7 protein-coding genes are annotated in these 7,687 nt (G+C 67.3%); 3 read left to right on the plus strand and 4 right to left on the minus strand.

Going from position 1 to position 7,687, the window contains the following annotated elements; all coding sequences use genetic code 11:
- The first annotated feature begins 210 nt into the window (after nt 1-210).
- A complete protein-coding gene (locus ACFWMR_RS41900) occupies nt 211-1,092 on the plus strand; it encodes a nuclear transport factor 2 family protein (RefSeq protein WP_378382420.1) in 882 nt (293 codons plus the stop codon).
- Here the strand turns inward: ACFWMR_RS41900 and ACFWMR_RS41905 are convergent.
- The 4 genes from ACFWMR_RS41905 to ACFWMR_RS41920 form a co-directional block, all read right to left on the minus strand.
- Nucleotides 1,089-1,352, minus strand: a complete 264-nt coding sequence (locus ACFWMR_RS41905) for a DUF397 domain-containing protein (protein ID WP_378280557.1) — start codon at nt 1,350-1,352, stop codon at nt 1,089-1,091. The genes ACFWMR_RS41900 and ACFWMR_RS41905 overlap by 4 nt on opposite strands.
- Nucleotides 1,353-1,439: 87 nt before the next feature.
- Nucleotides 1,440-2,453, minus strand: coding sequence for a ketol-acid reductoisomerase (gene ilvC / locus ACFWMR_RS41910; RefSeq protein WP_005162052.1), 1,014 nt, complete (start codon nt 2,451-2,453; stop codon nt 1,440-1,442).
- A 40-nt stretch (nt 2,454-2,493) separates the two neighbouring features.
- Entirely contained in the window at nt 2,494-3,000 is a 507-nt protein-coding gene (gene ilvN, locus ACFWMR_RS41915) for an acetolactate synthase small subunit (RefSeq protein ID WP_005162051.1), read from the minus strand.
- Nucleotides 2,997-4,889, minus strand: a complete 1,893-nt coding sequence (locus tag ACFWMR_RS41920; protein WP_378382421.1) for an acetolactate synthase large subunit — start codon at nt 4,887-4,889, stop codon at nt 2,997-2,999. The genes ilvN and ACFWMR_RS41920 overlap by 4 nt, the downstream gene beginning before the upstream one ends.
- A gap of 320 nt (nt 4,890-5,209) precedes the next feature.
- Between ACFWMR_RS41920 and ACFWMR_RS41925 the strand changes: the two genes are divergently transcribed.
- A complete protein-coding gene (locus ACFWMR_RS41925) occupies nt 5,210-5,680 on the plus strand; it encodes a PH domain-containing protein (RefSeq protein WP_093935554.1) in 471 nt (156 codons plus the stop codon).
- 73 nt (nt 5,681-5,753) lie between these two features.
- Nucleotides 5,754-7,598, plus strand: coding sequence for a dihydroxy-acid dehydratase (gene ilvD, locus ACFWMR_RS41930; protein ID WP_378382422.1), 1,845 nt, complete (start codon nt 5,754-5,756; stop codon nt 7,596-7,598).
- Nucleotides 7,599-7,687 lie beyond the last annotated feature (89 nt).

Raw genomic sequence — 7,687 nt, forward strand, 5'->3', positions numbered from 1 at the left:
GATTTCGTCCCATGGGGACCCCTCATGACATCCCGGGGCTCACGACAAGGTCCCGAATGTCATGAAAGGGGCTTTCAGGACATTTTACGTCCTGAAAGCCCCTTTCATGACATTCCCGATCCCCAGCCACCGGTGGACAAGTGGAGTCTGTAGTCCGTATCGTCAAAGACGGACTACAGACTCCGTTTCTTGTCCGACTGGGAGACCTTCATGACCACACCCCGCGACGTCTTCGACAGGCTGTCCGAAGGCATCACCGCCCGAAACTGGGAAGACCTCTTCGACCTCTACGCCGAAGACGCCGTCGTCGAGAACCCGCAGCGCCCGCCCGTCCCGACCCGGTTCAAGGGTCGCGAGACGCTCCGCCGGAACTTCGGCGGAGGCTTCAACGTACGGATGAGCAGGGCGGATGTCCTGATTCACGGGACGACCGACCCGGAGGTGATCATCGCCGAGTATCGCAACGTCGGCGAGGCGCTGGACACCGGGAAGTCCTTCGACATGGCCAACATCCAGCTCCTCCGGGTACGCGACGGACTCATCGCCCACTCACGCGACTACCACGACTACCTGCGCCTTGTCGCGGCGCGCGATGGCCTGGAGGACCTGAAGAAGAGTTACGAGACCGCGGAACGCGAGCTCACGCCTGTTCCGCCCCGCCCCGAGCCGACGGCGGATCCGAAGAGCCCGCGCGGCGTCTTCGAGCGGCTCGTCCACGGCGTCGCGGACGGCGATTGGGCCGGGTTGCCGGAGCTCTACGCCGAGGAAACCCATGTCACGCACCCGTTCCTGCCCGGGGCGAAAACCCTGGAGAGCCGGGAAGACCTGCGCGAGCATTTCAAGTTCGGCGAACAGGGCAAGGTCCGGTTCCAGGTCCGGGATCTCGTCGTCCACGAGACCCTCGACCCCGAGGTCGTGATCGGCGAGTTCGACTACCAGGGCACGGCGGGAGACAGCCGGGAATTCCGCGTCTCCAACATCTTCGTGCTGCGCGTGCGCGAGGGGCTGATTGTCGAATCCCGCGACTACGCCGACCATCTCGCCATCGCGGCCGCGACCGGGCGGCTCGACGAACTTCTCGCGCGCGTCTAACCGGGCAGGTCGAATTCGCCGTCCCGGACGCCTTTCACGAACGCGTCCCATTCCGACGGCGTGAACACGAGGACGTCGCCTTCCGGAAGCGAAGCCTGGCGCATCGCGGTGTAGACGACACCGTCGGTGTGCGGGACCATCGCGTACTCGACGCAGTCCTCGAGGTTCGCGCCGTCCGGTTCCGCCCGAATCCACCGCGCGTCGCTCAGGTCCAGTTCGTGCCGGATATGGGCCTTGTCGTCCACCGGCTGCTCACTCATGGTGCCCACGTTATCGCTTTCCAGCACGCAAAACGAAGGGGCCCTTCACCGCGTCTCACGCGGCGAAGGGCCCCTTCGGCCTGAAAACTAGGCGGTCTCGGTGATCGGCCGGTCCACCCACGACATCAGGTCGCGCAGCTTCTTGCCGGTCGCCTCGATCGGGTGCTCGTCACCCTTCTTCTCGAGCTCGTTGAACTTCGGCCGTCCGGCCTCGTCCTCGGCGACCCATTCACGGGCGAAGGTGCCGTCCTGGATCTCGCCGAGGATCTTCTTCATCTCTTCCTTGACCGCCGGCGAGATGACGCGCGGGCCGCGGGTCAGGTCGCCGTACTCGGCGGTGTCGGAGATCGAGTAACGCTGACGCGCGATGCCGCCCTCGTACATGAGGTCGACGATCAGCTTCAGCTCGTGCAGCACCTCGAAGTAGGCGATCTCCGGGGCGTAGCCGGCCTCGGTGAGCACCTCGAAACCGGTCTGCACCAGCGCGGAAGCGCCACCGCAGAGAACGGCCTGCTCGCCGAAGAGGTCGGTCTCGGTCTCCTCGGTGAAGGTCGTCTTGATGACACCGGCGCGGGCACCACCGATGGCGGCCGCGTAGGAGAGCGCGAGCGCCTGCGCGTTGCCGGAGGCGTCCTGCTCGACCGCGATGAGCGCCGGGACGCCCTTGCCGTCGACGAACTGGCGGCGGACCAGGTGGCCCGGGCCCTTCGGGGCGACCATGGCGACATCCACATTGGACGGCGGCTTGATCAGGTCGTAGCGGATGTTGAAGCCGTGACCGAAGAACAGCGCGTCGCCGTCCTTGAGGTTCGGCGCGATGTCCTGCTCGTAGATGAAGCGCTGCTTGGTGTCCGGCGCGAGGATCATGATCAGGTCGGCTTCGGCGCTGGCCTCGGCCGGGGTGAGCACGCGGAGACCCTGCTCCTCGGCCTTGGCCCGCGACTTCGAGCCCTCGGGCAGGCCGATGCGGACGTCGACGCCGGAGTCGCGCAGGCTCAGCGAGTGCGCGTGACCCTGGCTGCCGTAGCCGATCACGGCGACCTTGCGACCCTGGATGATCGAAAGGTCCGCGTCGTCGTCGTAAAAGATTTCCACTGCCATGAGGGGTACTACTTCCTTTCCTGACTTACAGACAAAGATTTTATCGAGCGGAGGTGGCGGTGATCGAACGAGAGCCCCGGCCGACCGCGACCATTCCGGACTGGACCAGTTCACGGATGCCATAGGGCTCCAGCATCCGGAGCAGGGCACCGATCTTGTCCGAGGTCCCGGTGGCTTCGACGGTGAGCGCCTCGGGAGACACGTCCACCACCTTCGCGCGGAACAACTGCACTGTTTCGAGGACCTGGCTGCGCACGGTGTTGTCGGCCCGGACCTTCACGAGCAGCAGTTCACGCTGCACGGCTGTGGATTTTTCCAATTCCACGATCTTGATGACGTTGACCAGCTTGTTGAGCTGTTTGGTCACCTGTTCGAGCGGTAGCTCTTCGACGGCGACCACGATCGTCATCCGGGACACCTCGGGATTCTCCGTGGGCCCGACGGCGAGGGATTCGATGTTGAAACCACGCCGGGAGAACAGTCCGGAAACCCGCGCGAGGACACCGGGCTTGTTCTCGACCAGAACGCTCAGGGTGTGCACGCTCATCGGGCGTCTCCTTCATCTGCCGCCGCACTGATTTCCGCTGCGTCGATTTCACCAGCGGCGGCGACCTCGTCGTCGTCGAAGAGCGGGCGGATCCCGCGCACGGCCATGATTTCGTCGTTACCGGTGCCCGCGGCCACCATCGGCCACACCTGGGCATCCTTCCCCACCACGAAATCGATCACGACGGGACGGTCGTTGATCTCCATGGCCCGCCGGATGGTGGCGTCGACGTCCTCCTTGGTCTCGCAGCGCAGCCCGGCGCAGCCGAGCGCCTCCGCGAGGAGGGTGAAGTCGGGGATGCGGTGCTTGTGGGTACCGAGATCGGTGTTGGAGTACCGCTCCGAGTAGAAGAGGTTCTGCCACTGGCGGACCATGCCCAGGTTGCCGTTGTTGATGACGGCGACCTTGATCGGCGCGCCTTCGATGGCGCAGGTGGCCAGTTCCTGGTTCGTCATCTGGAAACAGCCGTCGCCGTCGATGGCCCACACCTGCTTGTCCGGCACGCCGAACTTGGCGCCCATCGCGGCGGGGACGGCGAAGCCCATGGTGCCGAGGCCGCCGGAGTTGATCCAGGTGCGCGGGTTCTCGTACTTCACGAACTGCGCGGCCCACATCTGGTGCTGGCCGACGCCCGCGGTGTAGACCGCGTCCGGGCCGACGAGCGAACCGATGCGCTCGATGACGTACTGCGGGGACAGCGTCCCGTCCTCGGGCCACTCGTACCCGGCCGGGTAGTCGTCGCGCCAAGCGCTCGCCTGCGTCCACCAGTCCTTCAGATCCGGCTTCGCGGACTTGTCGGTCTCGGCGCGGACGGCCTCGATCAGCTCGGTGATGATCTCCGCGCAGTCGCCGACGATCGGCACGTCCGCCTTGCGGTTCTTGGAGATCTCGGCCGGGTCGATGTCGGCGTGGACGATCGCGGCGTCCGGCGCGAACGAGGACAGCTGCCCGGTGACGCGGTCGTCGAACCGGGCGCCGAGGGCGATCAGCAGATCCGACCGCTGCATCGCGGCGACGGCGGCGACCGAACCGTGCATCCCCGGCATGCCGAGGTGCTGCGGGTGCGAGTCCGGGAACGCGCCGCGGGCCATCAGCGTGGTGACGACCGGGATCCCGGTCAGCTCGGCGAGTTCCATCAGCTGACGCGAGGCGTCGGCCTTGACCACGCCACCACCGACGTAGAGGACCGGGCGCCGCGACTTGCTGATCAGCCGCGCGGCTTCGCGGACCTGCTTGCCGTGCGGGCGCAGCGTGGGCCGGTACCCCGGCAGCCGCAGCTCCGTCGGCCAGGAGAAGGAGGTCATCTCCTGGAGGACGTCCTTGGGGATGTCCACCAGGACCGGGCCGGGGCGGCCGGTCGAGGCGAGGTGGAAGGCCTCCGCGATGGTGCGCGGGATGTCCGCCGGGTCGGTGACGAGGAAGTTGTGTTTGGTGATCGGCATCGTGATGCCGCAGATGTCGGCTTCCTGGAAGGCGTCCGTGCCGATCAGCGCGCGGGACTGCTGACCGGTGATGGCGACCACCGGGACCGAATCCATGTTCGCGTCGGCCAGCGGGGTGACCAGGTTGGTCGCGCCGGGGCCCGAAGTGGCCATGCACACACCGACCTTGCCGGTCGCCTGCGCGTAGCCGGTGGCGGCGTGGCCCGCGCCCTGTTCGTGACGGACCAGGACGTGGCGGACCTTCGTCGAGTCGAGCAACGGGTCGTACGCCGGGAGAATGGTGCCGCCGGGAATACCGAACACGACTTCCGCGCCCACCGCCTCGAGCGAGCGGACGAGCGACTGCGCGCCCGTGACCCGCACCGGGGTCCCGGCCGGCGGCGCCGGCTTGGGACGAGCTCCAGAGGTTCCGGTGTTCGCTTCAGCTCGCGAGGTGGCACTAGTCATCGCTGTTTGCCTCGTCTTGTCTAGTCACTCGTTCGGGTATTCATTGCTGGTTCGGCGATTGAAATTGTTCCAGGCAACAAAAAACCCCCGCCGACCGGAGTGGTCGCACGAGGGTCGCGCGTCGACGCAGCGGAGACTTCCCTAAGCGTCGACGCGCTTGGGAAGTACGAGGCCGGTCTGCGTTGTCACGAGAGTGAAGCTAGTCGGTCGCCGTCAAGAGTGTCAACTCTGCGGGACGGCGATTCCGCATGCTGGACACCTTCGGCGCGTGACGCGACCCGCGTTCGAGGCCTGGAAGGCGGCGGTGCACCATCTTTGACGTGGCAGAAGAAAAGCAGTCGGAACAGGCGAACGAGGACCGCAAGGCCGTCTTCAAGATCCCGAACACGGCGTTGCTGGCGATCGCTTTCCTCGTCGTTTGTGTGACGCCTGTCGCGTTCGGCGACGTGCCGTACCTCCAGTGGCTCTACCTCTTCCCGATCGCGCTCGCCGTGTTCGTCATCCGGACCCGCACGACGGCGACGTCCCAGGGACTGGAAGTCCGCACCATGTTCGGGCGCCGGGACCTGCCGTGGGCCTCGCTCAAGGGCCTCGCCATCACCGACAAGGCGAAGGTGCAGGCGGTGCTGAAGGACGAGTCCAAGATCGCCCTCCCCGCCGTGCGCACCCGCCACCTGCCGGTGATCTCGCTGGTCAGCGCGGGCCACATGGCCGACCCGTCCGGGCTGACGGACGACATCGACAAGGTCGAGGAGAAGGCTCCGGAAAAGGACGAGACCTCCGGGGAGTAGGATTGGTAGGACCAGTTTGGCGCCGGTTCGCCCGGCAAGGCCCTGGTCCCCATCCCGAACCTTGGAGTCAGCCGTGCCTCAACTCCGTTCCCGGACCACCACCCACGGCCGCAACGCGGCGGGCGCCCGCTCGCTCTGGCGCGCCACGGGGATGACCGACAGCGACTTCGGCAAGCCGATCGTCGCCATCGCGAACTCCTACACCCAGTTCGTGCCGGGGCACGTGCACCTCAAGGATCTCGGCGAGATCGTCGCGGGCGCGGTGAAGGAGGCGGGCGGCGTCGCCCGCGAGTTCCACACGATCGCCGTCGACGACGGGATCGCCATGGGGCACAGCGGAATGCTGTACTCGCTGCCCTCGCGCGAGATCATCGCCGACTCGGTCGAATACATGGTGAACGCGCACCAGGCCGACGCGCTGGTCTGCATCTCCAACTGCGACAAGATCACCCCGGGCATGCTGAACGCCGCCATGCGGCTGAACATCCCGGTGGTGTTCGTCTCCGGCGGGCCGATGGAGGCCGGGAAGGCCGTGGTCGTCGGCGGGGTCGCGCAGGCGCCGACCGACCTGATCACCGCGATCGCCGCGTCGGCCAGCCCCGACGTCGACGAGGACGGGCTGTCCATTGTGGAGCGCTCGGCCTGCCCGACCTGCGGTTCGTGCTCGGGCATGTTCACCGCGAACTCGATGAACTGCCTCACCGAGGCGCTCGGGCTGTCGCTGCCGGGCAATGGCTCCACCCTCGCGACGCACGCCGCCCGCAAGGCGCTGTTCGAGGACGCCGGGCGGACGGTCGTCGAGCTGTGCAAGCGCTGGTATGAGCAGGACGACGAGTCCGTGCTCCCGCGCTCGATCGCGTCGAAGAAGGCCTTCGAGAACGCGATGGCCCTCGACATGGCGATGGGCGGCTCGACCAACACGGTGCTGCACATCCTCGCCGCCGCGCAGGAGGGCGAGGTCGACTTCACCATCGACGACATCGACGCCATCGGCCGCCGCGTGCCGTGCCTGTCCAAGGTCGCGCCGAACTCGGACTACCACATGGAGGACGTCCACCGCGCCGGCGGGATCCCGGCCATCCTGGGCGAGCTGTACCGCGGCGGGCTGCTGAACACCGACGTCCACTCCGTGCACTCGCCGGACCTGGAGTCGTGGCTGTCCACTTGGGACATCCGCGCGAAGGAGCCGTCGGAGCGGGCCGTCGAACTTTTCCACGCCGCGCCGGGCGGGGTGCGGACCACGGAGGCCTTCTCCACCGAGAACCGCTGGTCCTCTTTGGACACCGACGCTTCGGACGGCTGCATCCACGACGTCGAGCACGCCTACACCAAGGACGGCGGGCTCGCGATCCTGCGCGGCAACCTCGCCGAGAACGGCGCGGTCATCAAGTCGGCGGGCATCGACGAGGAACTCTGGCACTTCGAGGGCCCGGCCCGGGTGCTGGAAAGCCAGGAGGAGGCGGTTTCGGCCATCCTCAAGAAGGAGATCCAGCCCGGCGAGGTCCTGGTGATCCGCTACGAGGGCCCGGCGGGCGGGCCGGGGATGCAGGAGATGCTGCACCCCACGGCGTTCCTGAAGGGCTCCGGCCTCGGCAAGAAGTGCGCGCTGATCACCGACGGCCGGTTCTCCGGCGGTTCGTCGGGCATCTCGGTCGGGCACATCTCGCCCGAGGCCGCCGCGGGCGGGGCGATCGGCCTGGTCCAGAACGGCGACCGGATCCTGCTCGACGTCCACGAGCGCCGTCTCGAACTGCTCGTCGACGCGGACGTCCTGGCCGAACGGCGCGCGAAGATGGAGGCGAGCGAGCGGCCCTGGCAGCCGGTCTCGCGGGACCGGAAGGTCACCGCCGCGCTGCGGGCCTACGCGCGGATGGCGACTTCGGCCGACACCGGCGCGGTGCGGGACCCGAACAAGTAGGGGTCACCTTCCCCAAGTGTCATGAGGGGTCCCCATGGGACCGGACTTAGGCCCGGCTGGCCCCCCCGGACAACAGCGCGGCCAAGGAG

This window comes from Amycolatopsis thailandensis (assembly GCF_042723255.1).
GTDB classification, from domain to species: domain Bacteria; phylum Actinomycetota; class Actinomycetes; order Mycobacteriales; family Pseudonocardiaceae; genus Amycolatopsis; species Amycolatopsis thailandensis.